The organism is Glaciimonas sp. GNP009 (assembly GCF_054343755.1).
Genome location: NZ_JBTGUV010000004.1, coordinates 1,888,064 through 1,907,430, shown reverse-complemented (window position 1 = coordinate 1,907,430; position 19,367 = coordinate 1,888,064). Strand labels below are relative to the sequence as shown.

Annotated in this window: 31 protein-coding genes; 30 read left to right on the top strand and 1 reads right to left on the bottom strand. The window is 48.4% G+C overall.

The window, feature by feature from the left end; all coding sequences use genetic code 11:
* Positions 1-104 precede the first annotated feature (104 nt).
* Positions 105-1,973, bottom strand: coding sequence for a phosphoethanolamine transferase (locus ACXX82_RS09370; RefSeq protein ID WP_323506145.1), 1,869 nt, complete (start codon positions 1,971-1,973; stop codon positions 105-107).
* A 519-nt stretch (positions 1,974-2,492) separates the two neighbouring features.
* Between ACXX82_RS09370 and rpsL the strand changes: the two genes are divergently transcribed.
* The 30 genes from rpsL to rpsK all read left to right on the top strand — a co-directional run bounded on the left by rpsL (position 2,493) and on the right by rpsK (position 19,325).
* On the top strand, positions 2,493-2,876 hold the full coding sequence (gene rpsL / locus ACXX82_RS09365; RefSeq protein WP_205322873.1) for a 30S ribosomal protein S12: 384 nt from the start codon (positions 2,493-2,495) through the stop codon (positions 2,874-2,876).
* 134 nt (positions 2,877-3,010) lie between these two features.
* Positions 3,011-3,481, top strand: coding sequence for a 30S ribosomal protein S7 (gene rpsG / locus ACXX82_RS09360; RefSeq protein ID WP_108441496.1), 471 nt, complete (start codon positions 3,011-3,013; stop codon positions 3,479-3,481).
* A gap of 126 nt (positions 3,482-3,607) precedes the next feature.
* A complete protein-coding gene (fusA, locus tag ACXX82_RS09355) occupies positions 3,608-5,713 on the top strand; it encodes an elongation factor G (protein ID WP_322233939.1) in 2,106 nt (701 codons plus the stop codon).
* A 105-nt stretch (positions 5,714-5,818) separates the two neighbouring features.
* On the top strand, positions 5,819-7,018 hold the full coding sequence (gene tuf / locus ACXX82_RS09350) for an elongation factor Tu (protein ID WP_205322864.1): 1,200 nt from the start codon (positions 5,819-5,821) through the stop codon (positions 7,016-7,018).
* A 95-nt stretch (positions 7,019-7,113) separates the two neighbouring features.
* Positions 7,114-7,431, top strand: a complete 318-nt coding sequence (rpsJ, locus tag ACXX82_RS09345) for a 30S ribosomal protein S10 (protein ID WP_108441493.1) — start codon at positions 7,114-7,116, stop codon at positions 7,429-7,431.
* A gap of 196 nt (positions 7,432-7,627) precedes the next feature.
* Positions 7,628-8,296 (top strand): 50S ribosomal protein L3, encoded by a 669-nt coding sequence (rplC, locus tag ACXX82_RS09340; RefSeq protein ID WP_240162494.1) that lies wholly within the window; start codon positions 7,628-7,630, stop codon positions 8,294-8,296.
* A 3-nt stretch (positions 8,297-8,299) separates the two neighbouring features.
* A complete protein-coding gene (gene rplD, locus ACXX82_RS09335; protein ID WP_168054174.1) occupies positions 8,300-8,920 on the top strand; it encodes a 50S ribosomal protein L4 in 621 nt (206 codons plus the stop codon).
* Positions 8,917-9,231 (top strand): 50S ribosomal protein L23, encoded by a 315-nt coding sequence (gene rplW, locus ACXX82_RS09330; protein WP_168054172.1) that lies wholly within the window; start codon positions 8,917-8,919, stop codon positions 9,229-9,231. The genes rplD and rplW overlap by 4 nt, the downstream gene beginning before the upstream one ends.
* On the top strand, positions 9,231-10,058 hold the full coding sequence (gene rplB, locus ACXX82_RS09325; RefSeq protein ID WP_322233934.1) for a 50S ribosomal protein L2: 828 nt from the start codon (positions 9,231-9,233) through the stop codon (positions 10,056-10,058). The genes rplW and rplB overlap by 1 nt, the downstream gene beginning before the upstream one ends.
* 10 nt (positions 10,059-10,068) lie before the next feature.
* Positions 10,069-10,344 carry a 30S ribosomal protein S19 gene (gene rpsS, locus ACXX82_RS09320; protein WP_108441488.1) on the top strand — a complete coding sequence of 92 codons (276 nt, stop codon included), beginning with the start codon at positions 10,069-10,071 and terminating at the stop codon, positions 10,342-10,344.
* 6 nt (positions 10,345-10,350) lie between these two features.
* Positions 10,351-10,683, top strand: coding sequence for a 50S ribosomal protein L22 (gene rplV / locus ACXX82_RS09315; RefSeq protein WP_184013448.1), 333 nt, complete (start codon positions 10,351-10,353; stop codon positions 10,681-10,683).
* Between the two features lie 9 nt (positions 10,684-10,692).
* On the top strand, positions 10,693-11,535 hold the full coding sequence (gene rpsC, locus ACXX82_RS09310) for a 30S ribosomal protein S3 (RefSeq protein ID WP_322233932.1): 843 nt from the start codon (positions 10,693-10,695) through the stop codon (positions 11,533-11,535).
* A 2-nt stretch (positions 11,536-11,537) separates the two neighbouring features.
* Entirely contained in the window at positions 11,538-11,957 is a 420-nt protein-coding gene (rplP, locus tag ACXX82_RS09305; RefSeq protein WP_168054168.1) for a 50S ribosomal protein L16, read from the top strand.
* Positions 11,958-11,969: 12 nt separating this feature from the next.
* A complete protein-coding gene (gene rpmC / locus ACXX82_RS09300) occupies positions 11,970-12,161 on the top strand; it encodes a 50S ribosomal protein L29 (RefSeq protein WP_205322877.1) in 192 nt (63 codons plus the stop codon).
* Positions 12,161-12,433 (top strand): 30S ribosomal protein S17, encoded by a 273-nt coding sequence (gene rpsQ / locus ACXX82_RS09295; protein ID WP_168054164.1) that lies wholly within the window; start codon positions 12,161-12,163, stop codon positions 12,431-12,433. The genes rpmC and rpsQ overlap by 1 nt, the downstream gene beginning before the upstream one ends.
* Positions 12,434-12,659: 226 nt before the next feature.
* Positions 12,660-13,028, top strand: coding sequence for a 50S ribosomal protein L14 (gene rplN / locus ACXX82_RS09290; RefSeq protein ID WP_108441483.1), 369 nt, complete (start codon positions 12,660-12,662; stop codon positions 13,026-13,028).
* 9 nt (positions 13,029-13,037) lie between these two features.
* Complete coding sequence (gene rplX / locus ACXX82_RS09285; RefSeq protein ID WP_205322878.1) at positions 13,038-13,352, top strand: 50S ribosomal protein L24; 315 nt, start codon at positions 13,038-13,040, stop codon at positions 13,350-13,352.
* A 6-nt stretch (positions 13,353-13,358) separates the two neighbouring features.
* Complete coding sequence (gene rplE, locus ACXX82_RS09280; RefSeq protein ID WP_205322879.1) at positions 13,359-13,898, top strand: 50S ribosomal protein L5; 540 nt, start codon at positions 13,359-13,361, stop codon at positions 13,896-13,898.
* Positions 13,899-13,905: 7 nt separating this feature from the next.
* Positions 13,906-14,211, top strand: a complete 306-nt coding sequence (gene rpsN / locus ACXX82_RS09275) for a 30S ribosomal protein S14 (RefSeq protein WP_108441480.1) — start codon at positions 13,906-13,908, stop codon at positions 14,209-14,211.
* A gap of 14 nt (positions 14,212-14,225) precedes the next feature.
* On the top strand, positions 14,226-14,621 hold the full coding sequence (rpsH, locus tag ACXX82_RS09270) for a 30S ribosomal protein S8 (protein ID WP_205322880.1): 396 nt from the start codon (positions 14,226-14,228) through the stop codon (positions 14,619-14,621).
* Positions 14,622-14,631: 10 nt separating this feature from the next.
* Complete coding sequence (gene rplF / locus ACXX82_RS09265) at positions 14,632-15,165, top strand: 50S ribosomal protein L6 (protein WP_205322881.1); 534 nt, start codon at positions 14,632-14,634, stop codon at positions 15,163-15,165.
* Positions 15,166-15,177: 12 nt separating this feature from the next.
* The gene (gene rplR / locus ACXX82_RS09260; protein ID WP_108441477.1) at positions 15,178-15,540 is read left to right on the top strand and encodes a 50S ribosomal protein L18; all 363 of its coding nucleotides are present in this window, start codon (positions 15,178-15,180) and stop codon (positions 15,538-15,540) included.
* 12 nt (positions 15,541-15,552) lie between these two features.
* Positions 15,553-16,071 (top strand): 30S ribosomal protein S5, encoded by a 519-nt coding sequence (rpsE, locus tag ACXX82_RS09255; protein ID WP_322233924.1) that lies wholly within the window; start codon positions 15,553-15,555, stop codon positions 16,069-16,071.
* Positions 16,072-16,081: 10 nt separating this feature from the next.
* A complete protein-coding gene (gene rpmD / locus ACXX82_RS09250) occupies positions 16,082-16,261 on the top strand; it encodes a 50S ribosomal protein L30 (RefSeq protein ID WP_205322882.1) in 180 nt (59 codons plus the stop codon).
* Positions 16,262-16,287: 26 nt separating this feature from the next.
* Positions 16,288-16,719, top strand: a complete 432-nt coding sequence (gene rplO, locus ACXX82_RS09245; RefSeq protein ID WP_168054152.1) for a 50S ribosomal protein L15 — start codon at positions 16,288-16,290, stop codon at positions 16,717-16,719.
* Between the two features lie 26 nt (positions 16,720-16,745).
* Complete coding sequence (secY, locus tag ACXX82_RS09240) at positions 16,746-18,077, top strand: preprotein translocase subunit SecY (RefSeq protein ID WP_108441473.1); 1,332 nt, start codon at positions 16,746-16,748, stop codon at positions 18,075-18,077.
* Between the two features lie 35 nt (positions 18,078-18,112).
* Positions 18,113-18,331, top strand: coding sequence for a translation initiation factor IF-1 (infA, locus tag ACXX82_RS09235; RefSeq protein WP_014004414.1), 219 nt, complete (start codon positions 18,113-18,115; stop codon positions 18,329-18,331).
* A 40-nt stretch (positions 18,332-18,371) separates the two neighbouring features.
* Positions 18,372-18,485, top strand: coding sequence for a 50S ribosomal protein L36 (gene rpmJ / locus ACXX82_RS09230; protein WP_168054150.1), 114 nt, complete (start codon positions 18,372-18,374; stop codon positions 18,483-18,485).
* Positions 18,486-18,512: 27 nt separating this feature from the next.
* Complete coding sequence (rpsM, locus tag ACXX82_RS09225; protein WP_108441471.1) at positions 18,513-18,878, top strand: 30S ribosomal protein S13; 366 nt, start codon at positions 18,513-18,515, stop codon at positions 18,876-18,878.
* Positions 18,879-18,920: 42 nt separating this feature from the next.
* Positions 18,921-19,325 carry a 30S ribosomal protein S11 gene (gene rpsK, locus ACXX82_RS09220; protein ID WP_014004417.1) on the top strand — a complete coding sequence of 135 codons (405 nt, stop codon included), beginning with the start codon at positions 18,921-18,923 and terminating at the stop codon, positions 19,323-19,325.
* Positions 19,326-19,367 lie beyond the last annotated feature (42 nt).

Sequence of the window (19,367 nt, the reverse complement as noted above, 5' to 3'; positions counted from 1 at the left end):
CTCTATTCGGGGTAAAAGAGACTTATTCACTTCTTATACTTTAAGCCCTTTGCGCATTTAATTCAAAAAATACGAGGCGACCGACTGCGTTGTTTAGCCCTCCATTAATCTTTCAATTGCACTAAGGGCTTGCCGTTGTCTTTCACTTCTCTGCAATCGCCTTTAAAGGTCGAGTTGTCGTAGTCAGACCAGCCATAACTGTCCACATAGCGCTTCTGAGGACGCAGCTTACTGCTGAGGAAACTCCTTTCCAGATGTTCGTCCGGGTATCGGATATCCGACAAATCCAATAAGGAATGAAACACATTTTCAGTGTTGATGCGGGCACGTTTATGACGTATCAATTGCGCTACTTTTTCTGGGTACGCAACTTTGTACGCATCTGAATACCACATCAGACCTGGAATATGGAACTCGAACTGCGTATTGTGTCCGTGGAAAGCGATCTTGCAACTGCCATCGTATAAAGTCTCCCCATGGTCAGAAAAATACATCATGGCCGTCAGCTGGTTAGTAGATTTGAGCGTCTTAATGACCTGCTCTAAAAACCAATCGGTATACAGTACGGAGCTATCGTAACTGTTATTGAGCGCTGGCTTGTTCCCCAGGTTGGTATAAGCAGGATTTGAGATGCCGTAGAGCGACGGTAGCCACTTATCGAATGCCTGTGGGTATCGGTGGCTATAATTCCAATGGCTGCCTAGCGTATGCAGCACAATGAGTTTTTTTGGATGCGGGTCATGAATTGCGGACTGAAAAGGCGAAAGCAGCGCCTGATCCAAGCTCGAAGTATCTGTAAAACCGCCTAGATTGATAAATTGTGTGACGTTCGCTTCATTGGCGAATACAGAAATCGGCGTATCGAATTTGCCGAAGGACATTTGGTTAGAAATCCAGTAGGTCTTGAAACCAGCTTCCTTATAGGCTGTGATGAAGGACTTTTCTGAAAATCCGGCACGCAAGCTTTGTACGATTGGCTTACGTGAAATCATCACGGGAACTGACAAGCGCGTCGCGGCGACCCCGGTAAGCACGTCTGAAAAGCTGACAAGGTTTGGTTCTTGTTTTAATAGCGGATTAGTTTCACGCGCGTAACCATTCAGACTCCAGCGATCATATCGTGATGATTCGCCTATCACCATGACAACGATCTGTGGGGTTTCTTGCTGACTCGCCTGATGCGCAACAAATGCAAAATTGCGATTCTTGTGCTGCAAATCCTCTAAATATCGATGCTCTTTCCAAAAATCGTATCCGCGCACCGCCAGTCCGAACGGCCAAGTGGCGCCGAACGGCTCAACCTGAAAGGGAATGCTTGCCCAGCTCGGTAGCTTGCCTAATTTAATTGAGGTTACGGCCTCCTTTGGTACAGAAGTGAGGCCCGCGTCCGATATGTCGCTTGCTCCCGCCATCGGAGTCTGGACGCTACTTGCGCCATCTTTAGTAACGGCTATGATCGCAGCGCTATCCGGCGGCGAACTTTTACTCAGCGGCTGCGACACGATTAGCGACGCGAACGGGGATGCCTTAATCCCAACTTGTTCACCGTACAGCCAAATTCCAAATGCCACCAAAGCCAACACACAAATCATCCCACGTGAGCCGCCACGCCAGTCCAGATCGCGGGTTCGGATCGCAGCAATCCAGCTCAGGCCCCACCACAAAATGATAACCACCAGTAAAAATGCCAGCAGCCAGATTTTATTGCCCAGGAATTCAATTGCTTCCGCTGGAGATGTCTCTGCAATGATCCCTAAATGATGCGTGGAAATACCTTGTCCATAAAACTTGCGCAAGTAAAGCTCGACGGGTAATGCGATAAATGCGGGCAGCAGCAGCCAATGGAACATTGCTGGGCGTTTGAAAATCCCCCACACCGTAATCCAGGCGATAAATTCGATTGCGACGACCCGGCCCGGCCGGACCACTATCTGACCAAACAGCCAAGGCGCAAACGGAACTAATGACAACATTAGATAGGTAATTAATACAAACAGATTATTTCGGCGCAGCAAGTAGGGCATTGTGATGACGGAAAAAAGAGAAAAGCTATTATCCCGTAACGCCGCACACTTGCGCGCTATAAACAACCAAACTACCAGTTGTTAGCTTGTTACTTATGATTCTAGTCGGACTGTTCCTTCGCGGTTGAGGGCGAAGGTCAGGGATTCATTCATAATGAGGAGAGACTCAGGCCGAAATATAGCAAAGTATGGCGTTTGTTTTCGTTAGTTGTTGCAAAGTTTGCACACCCATGCATATAGTAGTGCAAGACTTGACCTAAACGCCTCATGCCGATATACTCGCGGGTTCTCGATTCTAAGTTTTACTGGTTTCGACGTTCTTTAGTGTGCTTACGCCTGCTGTGGTGCGTTTCTCCTTTATTGCCAAATCGAACTGCGCGGGTTTTTCGTGCAAGTATCTGTCCAATCCCGGACAACCGATTTCGGGATTGTTGTTATTAACGTCGTAATTTTGTTGGATAAAAAACGATGCCAACCATCAATCAATTGATTCGCCAGCCACGCGTATCTGCTGTTGTAAAAAGCAAATCGCCGGCGCTGGAAAATAGCCCGCAAAAACGCGGAGTATGTACCCGTGTTTATACGACAACTCCAAAGAAGCCAAACTCGGCTCTGCGTAAAGTTGCCAAGGTACGCTTGACCAACGGTTTCGAAGTTATTTCGTACATCGGCGGTGAAGGCCATAACCTGCAAGAGCATAGCGTCGTGTTGTTACGCGGCGGCCGTGTAAAAGATTTGCCGGGTGTGCGTTACCACATGGTTCGCGGTGCATTGGATACTCAAGGCGTCAAGGATCGTAAGCAATCGCGTTCGAAGTACGGTACCAAGCGCGCTAAAGCTACAAAGAAATAATTTCGTCAGGCTTAGGCCGGATGAAACAGGTGTCGGTCCCCAATGGGCCGAGTAAGTGGTTAGCTATGATGGCTGTCCGCGAGGGTGCAGGAGCAAAGCTCTACACACTCAACTGAAGATTGAAAGGAATCGAAATGCCACGTCGTCGTGAAGTTCCCAAGCGGGACATATTGCCGGATCCTAAGTTCGGTAACATTGATGTTGCGAAATTCGTCAACGTCTTGATGCTTTCCGGTAAAAAATCGGTAGCTGAAAATATTATTTACGGTGCTTTTGAGCACATTCAAACTAAATCCGGCAAAGATCCGCTGGAAGTGTTTGCATTGGCTATTGGTAACTGCAAGCCGCTGGTTGAAGTTAAATCGCGTCGCGTTGGTGGTGCAAACTACCAGGTGCCAGTAGAAGTTCGTCCTATTCGCCGTATGGCTTTGTCGATGCGTTGGTTGCGTGAAGCAGCTAACAAGCGCAGCGAAAAATCGATGCCACAACGCCTCGGCGGTGAGTTGCTCGAAGCTGCTGAAGGTCGCGGCGGCGCAATGAAAAAGCGCGATGAAGTACACCGTATGGCAGAAGCGAACAAGGCGTTTTCGCACTTCCGCTTCTAATAGACTGGATAGCTGTTTCCCGAGATGGAGACAGTTATTCGCATCTGAAATTTGCTCGAGCCGAGCGCATATTTTCATTGAAAAATAGCGCTCGGTTTCGTGCATTAAAAGACTTAGGAATAAATCATGGCTCGCAAGACCCCCATTGAGCGCTATCGCAACATCGGTATTTCCGCTCACATTGATGCTGGTAAGACAACAACCACTGAACGTGTGTTGTTCTACACCGGTGTGAACCACAAAATTGGTGAAGTGCATGATGGCGCGGCCACCATGGACTGGATGGAACAAGAGCAAGAGCGCGGTATCACTATTACTTCCGCTGCTACCACCTGTTTCTGGAAAGGTATGGCGGGTAACTTCCCTCCGCACCACATCAACATCATTGATACTCCGGGTCACGTTGACTTCACAATTGAAGTTGAGCGTTCGATGCGCGTATTGGATGGCGCTTGTATGGTGTACTGCGCAGTTGGTGGCGTTCAGCCGCAATCTGAAACAGTATGGCGTCAAGCTAACAAGTACAAAGTTCCACGTTTGGCATTTGTCAATAAAATGGATCGTACTGGTGCTAACTTCTTCAAAGTTTACGAACAAATGCGTGCGCGTTTGAAAGCGAACCCAATTCCTATGCAAGTACCTATCGGTGCCGAGGAAAATTTTGAAGGCGTCATCGATCTGGTAAAAATGCAAGCGATTTACTGGGATGATTCAACTCAGGGTATGAAGTTTGACTACCGTGATATCCCTGAAAATCTGATGGCCGAAGCCAAAAAATGGCGTGAGAACATGGTCGAAGCGGCTGCTGAAGCATCAGAAGAACTGATGAACAAGTACCTCGACGAAGGTGATTTGACAGAAGAAGAAATCAAAGCGGCGATTCGCCAGCGTACTATCGCTAGTGAAATCGTTCCAATGATGTGCGGTACAGCCTTTAAAAACAAGGGTGTGCAGGCAATGTTGGATGGCGTGATTGAATACTTGCCATCGCCAGTCGATATTCCACCTGTTCCAGGTATGGATGAGGACAATGAGCCAGTAGTGCGTAAAGCAGAAGATACTGAGAAATTCTCAGCATTGGCATTCAAAATTGCAACAGATCCGTTTGTTGGCCAATTGTGCTTTATCCGTTGCTATTCAGGCACTTTGAATTCGGGCGACACAGTTTATAACTCTGTTAAAGAGAAAAAAGAACGTATCGGCCGTATCGTTCAGATGCACGCAAATCAACGCGAAGAAATTAAAGAAATGTTGGCGGGTGATATCGCAGCGGTCGTTGGTCTGAAAGATACAACTACCGGCGATACATTGTGCGACGACAAAGCAATTGTTGTGCTCGAGCGCATGATCTTCCCTGAGCCAGTTATTTCGCAAGCAGTTGAGCCAAAGACTAAGCAAGATCAGGAAAAAATGGGTCTGGCTCTGAATCGCCTGGCCGCTGAAGATCCATCGTTCCGCGTACGTACCGACGAAGAATCGGGTCAAACCATCATCGCCGGTATGGGCGAGTTGCATCTGGATATTATTGTCGATCGTATGCGTCGTGAATTTAACGTCGAAGCGACCGTTGGTAAGCCACAAGTTGCGTATCGTGAAACGATCCGCAAGACTTGCGAAGAAATTGAAGGCAAGTTCGTTAAGCAATCTGGTGGTCGTGGTCAATATGGTCACGTGGTTCTGAAGATCGAGCCACAAGCGCCAGGTAAGGGCTTTGAGTTCGTCGACGCTATTAAAGGCGGTACTGTTCCGCGCGAATACATTCCTGCAGTTGAAAAGGGTGTTCGTGAAACATTGACTTCAGGTGTATTGGCCGGCTATCCAGTTGTTGACGTTAAAGTCACACTGTTCTTCGGTTCGTACCATGACGTTGACTCCAACGAAAACGCCTTCCGCATGGCCGCTTCAATGGCATTCAAAGACGGCTGCCGTAAAGCTAGCCCGGTCATTCTGGAGCCAATGATGGCCGTTGAAGTTGAGACGCCAGAGGACTACGCCGGTACAGTAATGGGCGATTTGTCTTCACGTCGCGGTATGGTGCAAGGTATGGATGAGATTGCTGGCGGTGGCGGCAAAATTATCAAAGCCGAAGTACCATTGTCAGAAATGTTTGGTTACTCGACTTCGTTGCGTTCGGCCACTCAAGGCCGTGCAACTTATTCGATGGAATTCAAGCATTACTCCGAAGCGCCGAAGAACATCATCGACGCAATCGTGACATCGAAGACTAAGTAATTAATAAGTAAGACACGGCATTTTGCCCGCCTCGGAAGGGGTAGGCATTTGCCTGAAAAATTTCAGTATTTCATTGAATAATCGCTCTTTTGAAGGAAGAATAAAATGGCAAAAAGTAAATTCGAACGGACCAAGCCGCACGTTAACGTCGGTACGATTGGCCACGTTGATCATGGTAAAACTACACTGACTGCGGCGATTTCTAAAGTGCTGACCAAGAAATTCGGCGGCGACATGCGCGATTTCAGCACGATTGACTCTGCCCCGGAAGAGCGTGCACGCGGTATTACTATTAATACTTCGCACGTAGAATACGAAACAGCGAATCGCCATTACGCGCACGTTGACTGCCCAGGCCATGCTGATTATGTTAAAAACATGATTACTGGTGCTGCTCAGATGGACGGTGCGATTCTGGTTTGTTCTGCTGCTGATGGTCCAATGCCGCAAACGCGTGAGCACATCCTGTTGGCGCGTCAAGTTGGTGTGCCATACGTCATTGTGTTTCTGAATAAAGTAGACATGGTTGACGACGCTGAGTTGCTCGAGCTGGTTGAAATGGAAGTGCGTGAGTTATTGAGCAAGTACGATTTCCCAGGCGACGATCTGCCAATCATCCAGGGTTCAGCGAAGCTGGCGCTGGAAGGCGACACAGGTCCGTTGGGCGAAGAAGCGATCATGAAACTGGCCGATGCGTTGGATAGCTACATTCCAACCCCGGAGCGCGCAGTTGACGGTGCTTTCTTGCTGCCAGTGGAAGACGTATTCTCGATCTCCGGTCGCGGTACTGTTGTGACTGGTCGTATTGAGCGTGGTATTGTGAAAGTTGGCGAAGAGCTGGAAATCATCGGCATCCGCGACACACAAAAAACGACCTGTACTGGTGTTGAAATGTTCCGTAAGTTGCTAGACCAAGGTCAAGCTGGCGATAACGTCGGTGTGTTGTTGCGCGGTACCAAGCGTGAAGACGTTGAGCGTGGTCAAGTCTTGGCCAAGCCAGGTTCGATCAAGCCACACAAGCATTTCACTGGCGAGATCTATGTGTTGTCGAAAGATGAAGGCGGCCGTCATACACCGTTCTTCAACAACTATCGTCCACAGTTCTATTTCCGTACCACGGACGTCACTGGTTCGATCGCTTTGCCAGAAGGCAAAGAAATGGTCATGCCGGGCGATAACGTGTCGATCACTGTGATGTTGATCAACCCAATCGCGATGGAAGAAGGCTTGCGCTTCGCTATTCGTGAAGGTGGTCGTACAGTTGGCGCGGGTGTTGTTGCCAAGATCCTGCCAGATCCACAATAAGTTGGTGTACCTGTTCGGAGCGCTTTAGGCCGGACAGGTTGTTAAATATACCTTGGATGGCTATTCATTCAAGGGTCGTTCTTTAAAGGAAAATCATGTCTGCTCCAAATCAAAAAATCCGGATTCGTCTGAAAGCATTTGACTATCGTTTGATCGATCAGTCGGCACAAGAAATCGTCGATACAGCAAAGCGCACTGGTGCAGTCGTTAAGGGTCCGGTACCTTTGCCAACACGTATTCAGCGTTTTGACGTTTTGCGTTCGCCGCACGTTAATAAGACTTCACGCGATCAATTCGAAATCCGTACGCACCAACGTTTGATGGACATCGTTGATCCTACAGACAAAACTGTTGATGCATTGATGAAACTGGACTTGCCAGCTGGCGTTGATGTAGAAATCAAACTGCAGTAATTTCTGATTTACAACAGTTGCGTTGCAACTGTTGTAAAAAAGATTTAACGGGATATATTCTGCACATACCATGATCAACTTGGTGTTGCAAATTAAATTTATCCCGGATATACTAGTCGGCTTCGGTGTGGTCGTGGATTCCACAATCACACGTATTTAGTAGTACAACATCAGCCCCGCCCAATCGTAGGCGGGAATGGAGAAAACAATGAGCCTAGGCCTTGTTGGTCGCAAGGTTGGTATGATGCGCATCTTTACGGATGATGGGGAATCAATTCCTGTTACCGTTGTAGACGTATCGAACAACCGTGTGACTCAAATCAAAACGCCTGAAACAGACGGTTATACCGCTGTTCAAGTAGCATTCGGTCAGCGTCGCGCTTCACGCGTGAATAAAGCTGCAGCCGGTCACTATGCCAAAGCTGGCGTAGAAGCTGGTACCATCCTAAGAGAATTCCGTATCGATTCTGCTAAAGCATCTGAATTGACTGCCGGCGACGTTATCGCTGCTAGTTTGTTCGAAGCTGGTCAAAAGGTCGATGTGCAGGGTACTTCAATCGGTAAGGGTTACGCTGGTGTTATCAAGCGTTACAACTTCTCATCCGGTCGTGCTACCCACGGTAACTCCCGTTCACACAATGTTCCAGGTTCCATCGGTATGGCGCAGGATCCAGGTCGCGTTTTCCCTGGTAAGCGTATGACCGGTCACATGGGTGACGTTACTGTAACTACGCAAAACCTTGAAATCGCACGTGTTGACGCTGAGCGCCAGCTACTGATGGTTAAGGGCGCAGTTCCAGGTGCAAAGAACGGTCAAGTTGTCGTGATGCCTGCTGTTAAAGTCAAAGCAAAGAAGGGAGCCTAATTCATGGAACTCAAGCTCCTGAATGACCAAGGACAAGCTGCTTCAAATGTTGCCGCTCCGGATACTATATTCGGTCGTGACTACAATGAGGCGCTAATTCACCAAGTCGTCGTCGCTTATCAGGCTAACGCTCGCAGCGGTAACCGTAAGCAAAAAGATCGTGAAGAAGTTCATCACACAACCAAAAAGCCTTGGCGTCAAAAAGGTACGGGCCGCGCTCGTGCTGGTATGTCGTCATCACCTTTGTGGCGTGGCGGTGGTCGTATTTTCCCGAACTCGCCTGACGAAAATTTCACGCATAAAGTTAACAAGAAGATGTATCGCGCAGGTATCTGCTCGATTCTGTCTCAGTTGGCACGCGAAGGTCGTTTGTCGGTTGTCGAGAATTTCTCAGTAGAAGCACCAAAGACTAAGCTGTTGTCACAAAAGCTAAAAGATATGGGTCTGGATTCCGTGTTGATCATTACTGACAACCTGGAAGAAAACCTGTTATTAGCGGCGCGTAACCTGCCAGGCGTACTGGTATGTGAGCCACGTCATGCTGATCCAGTTTCTCTGGTGTTCTACAAGAAGATCTTGATCACCAAGTTGGCATTGGCCAAGATTGAGGAGATGCTGGCATGAACGCATTAAAACATAGCGAAGAGCGCTTGATGAAAGTGCTGTTAGCGCCAGTTATTTCCGAGAAGGCAACGTTTGTTGCGGAAAAAAACGAGCAAGTCGTTTTCCGTATCGCACCAGACGCTACCAAATTGGAAGTTAAGGCTGCTGTCGAATTGCTCTTCAAAGTGCAGGTTGAGTCGGTGCAAGTCGCCAACCGCATTGGTAAGCAAAAGCGCTCCGGTAAATCCAACGGCCGACGTAATCATACTCGTCGCGCATTTGTATGTTTGAAGCCGGGTCAAGAGATCAACTTCACCGAGGAGGCTAAATAATGGCACTCGTTAAAGTTAAACCGACCTCGCCGGGTCGCCGTGGAATGGTTAAGGTCGTTAATCCCGACCTGTACAAAGGCCGTCCATTTGCCGCCCTGATCGAAAAGAAATCGAAAACTGCGGGTCGTAACAACAACGGTCACATCACTACTCGTCATATCGGTGGTGGTCATAAGCAACACTATCGCGTTATTGACTTTAAACGTAACAAAGATGGTATTCCAGCGAAAGTGGAGCGTATCGAATACGATCCAAACCGCACAGCGAATATCGCTTTGTTATGCTATGCAGATGGTGAGCGTCATTACATCATTGCAACTAAAGGCATGGCAGTAGGCGATCAAGTGATGAATGGTTCGCAAGCGACGATTAAGTCTGGTAACTGCCTTCCAATCCGCAATATTCCGGTTGGTACCATCATGCATTGCGTCGAAATGCTTCCAGGTAAAGGCGCTCAAATGGCGCGTACTGCTGGTGCTGGCGTTGTGTTGATGGCTCGCGAAGGAATCTACGCTCAGGTTCGCCTGCGTTCCGGCGAAGTCCGTCGTGTGCACGTCGAATGTCGTGCAACGGTCGGCGAAGTCGGCAATGCGGAACATAGTCTGCGCAAGATTGGTAAAGCGGGTGCGATGCGTTGGCGTGGTGTTCGTCCTACCGTTCGCGGTGTGGTTATGAATCCGGTCGATCATCCTCACGGTGGTGGTGAAGGTAAAACCGCAGCTGGTCGTCATCCAGTTTCGCCATGGGGTCAACAGACAAAAGGGAAGAAGACACGCCGTAACAAGCGTACTACTTCAATGATTGTCTCGCGCCGTGGCAAGAAATAAGGGGTAACACATGACACGTTCATTGAAAAAAGGGCCGTTCTGCGACGCCCACCTGGTGAAAAAGGTCGAGGCTGCTCAGGCAATCAAAGACAAAAAGCCAATTAAGACTTGGTCGCGTCGGTCAACCATCATGCCGGACTTTATCGGTTTGACGATTGCTGTGCATAACGGCAAACAACACGTCCCGGTTTATGTTTCCGAAAATATGGTCGGTCACAAACTCGGCGAATTCGCTTTGACTCGTACGTTCAAGGGTCATGCCGCCGATAAAAAGGCTAAGAGATAAGGTCCGATGATGGAAACTAAAGCTACCCTCCGCGGTGTGCGTCTGTCGGCCCAAAAGGGCCGTCTGGTCGCCGATCTGATTCGCGGCAAAAAAGTTGATCAAGCTCTTCATATTCTGACGTTTAGTCCGAAGAAGGGTGCAGCTATCATTAAGCGTGTTCTGGAGTCCGCAATTGCGAACGCCGAGCACAATGATGGTGCTGATATCGACGAACTGAAAATCACGACGATCTATGTCGAAAAAGGTTCGGTCCTTAAGCGCTTCACAGCGCGTGCAAAAGGCCGTGGTGATCGTATCTCGAAGCAATCCTGTCACATTTACGTGACTGTCGGAAACTAAGGAGTCACGATGGGACAGAAGATTCATCCAACCGGTTTTCGACTTGCAGTAACGCGTAACTGGAGCTCACGTTGGTATGCTGGCAATAGTAATTTTGCCACTATGCTAAATGAAGATCTGAAAGTTCGCGCTTACCTCAAGAAAAAACTGAAGAACGCCTCCGTTGGCCGTGTTGTTATTGAGCGTCCTGCAAAGAACGCCCGTATTACAATTTACAGCTCACGTCCTGGTGTTGTTATCGGTAAAAAAGGCGAGGACATCGAAGTATTGAAGTCAGCGTTGACTAAATTGATGGGTGTACCGGTTCACGTTAATATCGAAGAAATTCGTAAGCCTGAAACTGATGCACAATTGATTGCTGATTCGATTGCTCAGCAGCTCGAAAAGCGTATTATGTTCCGCCGTGCGATGAAACGCGCAATGCAGAATGCAATGCGTTTGGGCGCGCAAGGGATCAAAATCATGTCAGCCGGTCGTCTGAATGGTATCGAAATTGCTCGTACTGAATGGTATCGCGAAGGCCGTGTGCCACTGCACACTCTGCGCGCTGACATTGACTACGGTTTCGGCGAAGCTGAAACTACGTACGGCATTATCGGTATCAAAGTCTGGGTTTACAAAGGTGATCGTTTGCCTAACGGTGAAACACCGGTAGTCGACATCCCTAATGACGATGACAAAAAGCGTCGTGGTCCACGTCGTGACGATGGTAAGCCGTCTAGCCGTCCACGCCCTAAAACTACAACGGCAGCAGGACCAGGTGCAGCAGTTGCGCGCCCAGCCCGTGCCAAAAAGCCGGATGGCGCTGCTGAAGGTGCTGTTGTTGCACCGGCTGAGAAAGCAGGAGAATAATCATGCTGCAACCAGCACGCAGAAAATTTCGTAAAGAGCAAAAAGGCCGCAACAAAGGCATTTCTCATTCGCGCGGCACTGCTGTGTCGTTCGGTGAGTTTGGTCTGAAAGCGGTTGGCCGTGGTCGTATTACGGCACGTCAGATCGAAGCTGCACGTCGCGCAATGACACGTCATATCAAACGGGGTGGTCGGATCTGGATTCGTATTTTCCCAGACAAGCCAATTTCCCAAAAACCTGCCGAAGTCCGAATGGGTAACGGTAAGGGAAATCCTGAGTACTACGTGGCTGAAATTCAGCCAGGTAAAATGCTTTACGAGATGGATGGCGTCGATGAAACACTCGCGCGTGAGGCATTCCGTTTGGCTGCAGCTAAATTGCCGCTATTGACCACGTTCGTCGTGCGTCAAATCGGCCAATAATTGGAGTGAATCATGAAAGCATCTGAACTCCGCGACAAAGATCAAGCGGCATTGGCGAAAGAGCTGAAAGAGTTGCTGAAGGCGCAGTTTAGCCTTCGTATGCAAATCGGTACTCAGCAATTGAACAATACGTCGCAATTGAAGAAAGTTCGTCGCGATATCGCACGGGTAAAGACCGTCATCAATCTGAAGGGCGCCCAGTAATGAACGATCAAGTGAAACAACCGCTGAAGCGCACGCTGGTTGGTAAGGTCGTATCCGATAAAATGGATAAGACAGTTACCGTCCTAATCGAACGCCACGTAAAGCATCCTCTGTATGGCAAAATCATCGTACGTACTAACAAGTACCACGCGCATGACGAAGCCAATCAGGCCAAGGAAGGCGACGTAGTTGAGATCCAGGAAGGCCGCCCTATCTCCAAGACTAAAGCCTGGAGTGTGACGCGTGTTGTACAGGTTGGACAAGTTTTATAAGTATTTGTTGCGAGCCAAGCATTTTGATGTAATAATGCTTGGCTTCGCTCTTGTTGGTTCCCGATGAGAGCGAAATGAATACTCTGCAGTTGAAAGTTAGAATTAGCAAGAAGTTTTGGAAGTCGTCCACCTAAGCAGTACATCCATCAGGATGTTTCTGACAGGACCAAGACTGACCGTAAATCCGCATAGTGCGGCCGCGAGTTAAGTTGGGAAAGAAAATATTATGATTCAAACGGAAAGCCGGCTCGAAGTAGCCGACAACACTGGTGCGCGCGAAGTTATGTGCATCAAGGTTCTGGGTGGTTCCAAGCGTCGTTACGCTAGCATCGGCGATGTTATCAAGGTAACTGTCAAAGTTGCTGCGCCGCGTGGTCGTGTTAAAAAGGGCGAGATCTACAACGCCGTGGTTGTTCGCACTGCTAAAGGTGTGCGCCGCCCCGATGGTTCGTTGGTCAAGTTCGATGGTAACGCAGCTGTGTTGCTGAACGCAAAGCTGGAGCCAATTGGTACGCGTATTTTTGGACCAGTCACTCGTGAATTGCGCACAGAGCGCTTCATGAAGATTGTTTCACTCGCGCCTGAAGTGCTGTAAGGAGTCGAGATGGATAAGATTCGGAAAAGTGACGAGATAATCGTCCTGACTGGTAAAGACAAGGGCAAGCGCGGAGTTGTAAAGCAACGCGTTGATGCTAACTTCGTTATCGTTGATGGTATTAACATCGCTAAAAAAGCGACTAAGCCAAATCCGATGACGGGTGAAACTGGTGGCATCGTTGATAAGCTGATGCCAATTCATGTGTCAAATGTTGCGTTGTTCAACGCAGCAACTGGCAAGGCAGATCGCGTTGGTTTTAAAGACGTGGACGGTAAAAAAGTTCGCGTCTTCAAGTCCAGCGGCGAAGTTGTTAAGGTTTAAGAGATCATGGCCCGTCTCCAAGAGTTCTATAAAAATAAGATCGTTGCTGATCTGGTAGCGAAATACGCTTACAAATCGGCAATGGAAGTTCCGCGTATTCTAAAGATCACCCTGAACATGGGTTTATCTGAAGCCATTGCGGATAAGAAAATCATTGAGCACGCTGTTGGCGATTTGACCAAGATTGCAGGTCAAAAGCCAGTTGTGACCAAGGCGCGTAAAGCGATTGCGGGTTTTAAAATCCGTGAAGGCTACCCAATTGGTTGCATGGTTACGCTTCGTGGCGCTCATATGTACGAGTTTTTGGATCGCCTGGTCACTGTCGCGCTACCGCGCGTTCGTGACTTCCGTGGTGTGTCCGGTCGTGCATTTGACGGTCGTGGAAACTACAATATCGGTGTGAAAGAGCAGATCATTTTCCCCGAAATTGAATACGACAAGATTGACGTATTGCGTGGTCTGAATATTAGTATTACGACGACTGCTAAGACCGACGATGAAGCAAAATCGCTTCTCGCCGCATTTAAATTTCCGTTCAGAAACTGAGGTTGCCATGGCAAAACTGGCACTGATTAACCGTGAACAAAAGCGTGCTGACCTGGTAAAGAAATTTGCTGGTAAGCGTGCCGAGTTAAAGGCAATCATTGATGACCAATCGAAGTCGGAAGAAGAGCGCTACGAAGCTCGCTTGAAATTGCAAGCGCTGCCACGTAACTCGAATCCGACTCGTCAACGTAATCGTTGCGCCTTGACTGGTCGTCCACGTGGCACTTTCCGCAAGTTCGGTCTGGGCCGTATTAAGCTCCGTGAAATCGCCATGCGTGGTGAGATTCCGGGCATGACTAAAGCTAGCTGGTAATAGGAGAATATGCAATGAGTATGAGCGATCCTATCGCCGATATGCTGACCCGTATCCGCAATGCGCAAGTAGTACAAAAGACCGCCGTGGCAATGCCATCGTCGAAGGTCAAAGTTGCGATTGCTAACGTCCTTAAGGACGAGGGTTACATCGAAGATTTTGCTGTTGCCGAAGCAGGTGGCAAAGCAGAACTGAAAATCGGTTTAAAGTATTACGCTGGCCGTCCAGTTATCGAGCGCATTGAGCGCGTATCCCGTCCAGGGTTGCGCGTCTACAAGGGCAAAGATGACATTCCAAATGTGATGAACGGCTTGGGTGTTGCAATTATTTCGACACCACAAGGTGTCATGACGGACCGCAAAGCGCGCGCAACCGGTGTCGGTGGCGAAGTTATTTGCTACGTCGCCTAAGGAGCCCAACATGTCACGTGTAGGTAAAATGCCGATTGCACTGCCAGCTGGCGCGGAAGCGACCATCTCTGCAGAGCAGATCGTAGTAAAAGGCCCGTTGGGCACTTTGTCCCAGTCCTTAACAGGTCTGGTGACTATCGAAAACAACAACGGTACGCTTAATTTCGCAGCTGCGAATGACAGTCGCGAAGCCAATGCGATGTCCGGAACACTACGTGCTCTGGTCAACAATATGGTTACCGGCGTTACTAAGGGTTTCGAAAAGAAGCTGAACTTGGTAGGTGTTGGTTTTCGTGCGCAAGCGCAAGGCGATAAGTTGAATTTGTCGCTCGGTTTTTCGCATCCTGTTGCTCACCAAATGCCAGAAGGCGTAAAGTGTGAAACTCCGACGCAAACCGAGATCCTCATCAAGGGTATCGATAAGCAACGTGTTGGTCAGGTTGCTGCTGAAGTTCGTGCTTACCGCAAACCTGAGCCTTATAAAGGCAAGGGCGTTCGTTACTCGGACGAAGTGGTAATCCTTAAAGAAACCAAGAAGAAGTAATAGGGGTTGACGATGGATAAGAAACAATCACGTCTGCGCCGCTCACGCCAAACGCGTGCCAAGATCGCAGAGTTAAAGGTGACTCGCCTAGCAGTGCATCGTACTAACTTGCACATCTACGCCAGCATCATTGGCCCTGACGCAAAAGTGTTGGCTTCGGCCTCGACACTGGAAGCCGAAGTTCGCCAAGAGTTGGCAGGCCAATCTGGCAAGGGCGGAAACACTTCTGCTGCATCGCTGGTTGGTAAGCGTGTCGCTGAGAAGGCATTGAAAGCCGGAGTTACCGAAGTTGCGTTTGATCGCTCCGGTTTCCGTTACCATGGCCGCGTCAAAGTGTTGGCAGATGCCGCACGTGAAGCTGGTCTGAAGTTCTAAGGGAAAATCGTCATGGCAAAAATGCAATCGAAAATGCAAAGCGACAAGCCGGATGATGGCATGCGCGAAAAAATGATTGCGGTCAACCGTGTAACCAAAGTGGTTAAGGGTGGTCGTATCATGGGATTCGCAGCATTGGCTGTTGTTGGTGATGGCGATGGCCGTATTGGCATGGGCAAAGGCAAATCGAAAGAAGTGCCAGTTGCTGTGCAAAAGGCTATGGAAGAAGCCCGTCGCAAGATGATCAAAGTAACGCTGAAAAATGGTACTTTGCAGCATACCCTGACCGGTAAGCATGGCGCCTCATCTGTTTTGATGGCTCCCGCTAAAGAAGGTACTGGTGTTATTGCTGGTGGTCCAATGCGCGCTATTTTTGAAGTGATGGGTGTAACTAACGTTGTGGCTAAATCCAACGGTTCCACTAATCCTTACAACTTGGTTCGGGCTACGTTGAATGGTCTGGCAAAAATGAACACTCCATCGGAAATTGCTGCTAAGCGCGGTAAGTCCGTTGAAGACATTATCAGCTAAGGTGATCAAGATGACAAAGACTCTAAAAGTACAATTGATCAAAGGTTTGATCGGTACGCGTGAAACACATCGTGCGACAGTGCGCGGTTTGGGCTTACGTCGTGTTAATTCGGTTTCCGAATTGCAAGACACACCGTCTGTGCGTGGCATGATCAATAAAGTGTCCTATCTTGTGAAAGTAGTTTCGTAAGCTTAGGCTTACGAACGGAGCAAATTATGGAATTGAATACTATCCAACCAGCAGATGGCGCAAAGCATTACAAGCGTCGCGTAGGTCGCGGTATTGGCTCAGGTATCGGTAAAACTGCCGGTCGTGGTCATAAAGGTCAAAAATCTCGTTCAGGCGGTTTCCATAAAGTCGGTTTTGAAGGCGGTCAGATGCCTTTGCAACGCCGCTTGCCTAAGCGCGGTTTTAAATCAATGGCGACACCGTTCAAAGCAGAAGTTCGCTTGTCGGAACTGGAACAATTGCCTGTTACTGAGATCGATATTTTGGTCTTGAAGCAAGCCGGTGTTATCGGTGAACTGGCACGTGTGGTACGGGTTATCCTGTCTGGCGAGCTGACAAGAAAAGTAAACTTGAAAGGCTTGATCGCCACTAAAGGCGCTAAAGCTGCGATTGAAGCAGTTGGCGGCACTGTTGCTTAATTTGGCTTACTGATTCGGAGCGAAAATTGGCGACTACTCCACAACTTGCGAAAAGTGCTGCTAGCGGTTTCCCTTGGGGCCGTTTGTGGTTCTTGCTTGCAGCATTGGTTGTTTACCGGATTGGCGCACATATTCCTGTGCCGGGCATTGACCCGACACAGTTAGCCCAGTTGTTTAAACAGAACCAGGGCGGTATTCTGGGTATGTTTAACATGTTTTCCGGTGGTGCGTTATCACGCTTTACTGTCTTTGCATTAGGTATCATGCCGTATATTTCGGCATCGATCATTATGCAACTGATGTCGATCGTGTCACCTCAACTCGAGGCCTTGAAAAAGGAAGGCGAGTCGGGGCGACGTAAGATCACGCAATATACACGTTACGGTACGCTACTATTAGCGACTTTTCAGGCTTTAGGGATAGCAGTAGCACTTGAATCACAAGCAGGCTTAGTACTTGACCCAGGTTTAGCTTTTCGTTTCACGACGGTAGTTACTCTGGTGACTGGTACGATGTTTTTGATGTGGTTGGGCGAACAAATTACCGAGCGTGGTCTTGGTAACGGGATCTCGATCATTATCTTTGCGGGTATAGCGGCTGGTTTGCCGAATGCAGTTGGTGGTTTGTTTGAGTTGGTGCGTACTGGTTCGATGGCAGCACTATCAGCGATTTTGATTTGCCTTATTGTTGCGGCGGTCACATTTGTGGTGGTATTTATCGAACGTGGTCAACGCAAGATTCTGGTGAACTATGCCAAACGGCAAGTCGGTAATAAGATTTATGGTGGTCAAAGTAGTCATTTGCCACTGAAGCTAAATATGGCTGGAGTAATTCCTCCTATCTTCGCTTCGTCGATTATCTTGTTTCCGGCAACGATTACCAGCTGGTTCATTTCAGGTGATACTACTAATCCGGTAGTACGTTTTCTGAAAGATCTGGCTGCGTCACTGGCTCCTGGCGAACCGATTCACGCGTTATTGTATGCAGTTGCGATTGTGTTCTTTTGCTTTTTCTATACCGCATTGGTATTTAATAGCAAGGAAACAGCAGATAACCTGAAAAAGAGCGGTGCATTTGTTCCAGGGATTCGTCCGGGTGATCAGACTGCACGGTATATTGACAAGATCTTGATGCGCTTGACGCTTGCAGGTGCGGTTTATATTACACTGGTGTGCTTGTTACCAGAGTTCTTGATTGCGCGCTGGAAAGTACCATTTTATTTCGGTGGTACATCTTTGTTGATTATTGTTGTGGTTACCATGGACTTCATGGCGCAAGTACAAAATTATGTGATGTCGCAGCAATATGAATCGCTGCTTCGTAAAGCAAATTTTAAGGGCGGAATTCCTACGCGTTAAGTTGGATGCAGCGCCCAGAGGAACCAGTAGACCGAATGGCAAAAGACGACGTTATCCAGATGCAAGGCGAGATTCTTGAGAATCTCCCCAATGCTACATTTAGAGTCAAGTTGGAAAACGGACATATCGTTCTCGGTCATATTTCTGGCAAGATGCGAATGAATTATATTCGTATCCTTCCAGGAGATAAGGTGACGGTAGAATTGACTCCTTATGATTTAAGCCGGGCACGGATTGTTTTCCGTACCAAATAAATAGTATTTAGAACCTTAAGCTGAAAGAAAGAGGGCTACCATGAAAGTGCTCGCATCAGTTAAGCGGATTTGCCGCAACTGTAAGATCATTAAGCGCAAAGGCGTTCTACGCGTCATTTGCATAGAACCGCGCCATAAACAGCGTCAAGGTTAACTAACGTTATTGATCGAGGAATAACGAATGGCACGTATTGCAGGGGTAAATATCCCAAACCATCAACACACTGTTATCGGCTTAACCGCCATTTATGGTGTTGGCCGCCCACGTTCGCAGAAAATTTGCGACGCGACGGGTATTTCGACCAGTAAAAAGGTCAAAGATCTAGACGATAGCGAATTAGAAAAGCTGCGCGATGAAATTGCAAAATTCATCGTCGAAGGTGATCTACGTCGCGAACTGTCGATGAACATCAAGCGTCTGATGGATCTGGGTTGCTACCGTGGTATGCGTCACCGTAAGGGTCTACCTTGCCGTGGTCAACGTACCCGTACCAACGCCCGTACCCGTAAGGGGCCGCGTAAAGCCGCTCAATCGCTGAAGAAATAATTAACTTCGCGTTGATTTGTAGTCGGATTCAAGGAAATTATTATGGCAAAGTCCCCCAATAACGCCGCAGCAGCACGTGTGCGTAAAAAAGTTAAAAAGAACGTTGCAGAAGGTATCGCACATATTCACGCGTCCTTTAACAACACCATCATCACGATTACCGATCGTCAAGGTAACGCGTTGTCATGGGCGACATCTGGTGGTGCTGGCTTTAAAGGCTCCCGCAAGTCGACTCCATTTGCAGCGCAGGTAGCAGCTGAAGCCGCCGGTAAAGTAGCAGTTGAATGTGGTGTAAAAAATCTGGAAGTTCGCATCAAGGGCCCTGGTCCTGGTCGCGAATCTGCAGTTCGCGCTTTGAATAACCTGGGTATCAAAATTACCCAAATTCAAGACGTGACACCAGTTCCACACAACGGTTGCCGCCCTCCAAAGCGTCGTCGCATCTAAGCAATTATTGCGCTGTTAGTTTTCGGATTGACAGTTAGCAAG